Below are 2,034 nucleotides of genomic sequence, written 5' to 3' on the forward strand. Positions count from 1 at the left end.
ATGGACGATCCGCAACCGAGTGTTCGACGGCAAGACCAATTCGTGGTGGGGCGAGGGCTACGCCGGCGTGTGCCAAAAGCCGTACCAGTTCAGTTGCTGGAACAAGACCGACCCGAACTATCAGTTCCTGATCGGTGTGAAGCAGATCCCGTTCCGCGAGCTGGCGCAGTGCCGAATCGCGGCTGACCAGGTGATCGACGGCAAGGTGCCGGATCCCACCGGCGGCGCCACTCACTACTACGCCACCAGCATCAAAGCGCCGGCCTGGGCGGCGAAGGCCAAGCAGACGCTCAAATTGGGCGGGCACGCCTTTTTTAAGGATGTGCCGTGATGGTGGTTCCGTGGAAAGCGGTGGGCGCGATGACACTGGTACTGATCGGCGCCGGCAGTGCCTGGCAGTTTCAGGACTGGCGCTATGGCAAGCAGTTGGCCGAGCAGGCGCGGCTGCACGCCGAAACCCTCAATCAACTGACCCAGGCCGCCGCCACCGCGCAGCAAGTCGAGCAGGACAAGCGCCTGGCGCTCGAGCAGCGGTTGGCGGCCAGTGAGCAAACCCACTTCGAGAAAATGACCGATGCTCAAAAGAACCAGGATCGCCTGCGCGATCGCCTTGCCACTTCTGATTTGCGGTTGTCAGTCCTCCTTGACGCAACCGACGCTGCCAAAGGCTGCGGGGTGCCAGCCACCGCCGGCACCGGCGGCGTGGATCATGCAGCCGTACGAGCCAGACTTGACCCAGCGCATGCTCAACGAATTATCGCCATCACCGACGAAGGCGACCGGGGGCTGATCGCGCTGCAGGCGTGCCAAGCGTATGTTCGCGAAATTTCGCCCTAGTACTGCACCTTTGCTTTTGCGATGGCAAACTCCTATTTTTCTTATAGGAACTACCATGAAGATTCTGCTTTCATGCGCTGTGGTGGTGCTGGTCGCTGGATGCTCCAACCACCCAATGGAATGTGCGCTAGGTACTCCACGGGCTGACTGTTTGCCTGGAACCAATGGTTACTCTGAGCGCCAGAGGCGTGTAAACAACGCCGAAGCCGTTGAGGCCGCTAAGAGCGCAGCTGACGATGCAAAATGTCGCTCCTACGGGGCAACGCCAGGTACTGATGCATATGTAAATTGTCGGGTTCAGCTCGACAAGTAATTCAACGCAGAATAGGTTCAAAGTGGAAAAGCAGCTGGCTGGCTACTCAATTGTGATGACGATTATCTGGGTTTCAGTCGTACTTTCTGTCATGTATTGGATGTCGTAGTGAAGGTAACAGGTGGCTGACGTGGAAGGCGTGGTGCTGAGCGACAAGCAGAAACGAGAGGCGGATCGATTGCTGGCGCAAATCGTTCGTGCTGATTCGATGATCATCGCTGTGAAGGCGGGAGCACGGGCGGATGGCTTCGTGCTTGGACTGGAAACCGGCGGGGCTTTGCGCGCCGGCGATGCGGAAAGGCTGTACATCATTTTTGAGGCCGCACTGGTGGAGCGCTTGAAAACGCTGACGCACAGTTGATCAATCGATCGGCTTGATCAGGTCCGGGCCTTGGTTTCGGACATTCCCCACTGCCCGGTCAACCTTGAACCACTCGAACACCTCTGTCGGCTCGCCTTGGCGCAGCACCATCTGTTCGGCGCGTTCTTTCGGCGTGGCCGGATCCAACCACTCCCGCGCGAGTTCAGGCGATAACGCAACAGGGCGCCGGTCGTGGATGTCGACCATGCCGCCGGCGCTGTCGGCTGTGATGATCACAAAGCCGTCATGCTCGCCCGGGCCGCGCTCTTCGTTCGGGTATTGGCCGATGGCGGCACACAGGATTGGTGACTGGTCCCGGTGCCTTATCAGATAGGGCTGCTTCTTCGGCCCGCCTTCGTCGACCCACTCGAACCAGTTATTGATCGCGATGATCGCCCGGTGCGGCCAGATTACGCGGAAGAACGGGCCGTGGGCGACTTTCTCTACTCGAGCATTGATCGGCGCGGCGCGATCCTTGGCCCAGTGCGGGCGCCATCCCCACCGAACCATGTCGGCGTGCAGG

General features: G+C 59.7%; 4 protein-coding genes. 3 read left to right on the forward strand and 1 reads right to left on the reverse strand.

Annotated features, from left to right (window positions below; translation table 11 throughout):
* From M0814_RS28850 to M0814_RS28860, 3 genes are all read left to right on the forward strand, one after another.
* Nucleotides 1-331: cell wall hydrolase (locus M0814_RS28850; protein WP_247868571.1), on the forward strand; the 331-nt coding region annotated here is incomplete at its 5' end.
* On the forward strand, nucleotides 331-837 hold the full coding sequence (locus M0814_RS28855; protein ID WP_112997894.1) for a lysis system i-spanin subunit Rz: 507 nt from the start codon (nucleotides 331-333) through the stop codon (nucleotides 835-837). The genes M0814_RS28850 and M0814_RS28855, both read left to right, overlap by 1 nt.
* 443 nt (nucleotides 838-1,280) lie before the next feature.
* Nucleotides 1,281-1,511, forward strand: coding sequence for a hypothetical protein (locus M0814_RS28860; protein WP_112997893.1), 231 nt, complete (start codon nucleotides 1,281-1,283; stop codon nucleotides 1,509-1,511).
* Here M0814_RS28860 and M0814_RS28865 read toward each other — a convergent pair.
* Nucleotides 1,512-2,034: SOS response-associated peptidase family protein (locus M0814_RS28865; protein WP_247868572.1), on the reverse strand; the 523-nt coding region annotated here is incomplete at its 5' end.

This window comes from Pseudomonas sp. MWU12-2020 (assembly GCF_023100605.1).
Taxonomy (GTDB): domain Bacteria; phylum Pseudomonadota; class Gammaproteobacteria; order Pseudomonadales; family Pseudomonadaceae; genus Aquipseudomonas; species Aquipseudomonas fluorescens_H.

What these genes read in the sequence shown, in the direction of transcription:
- M0814_RS28855 (WP_112997894.1), top strand. Translation starts at nt 331, where the DNA reads ATGGTGGTTCCGTGGAAAGCGGTGGGCGCGATGACACTGGTACTGATC.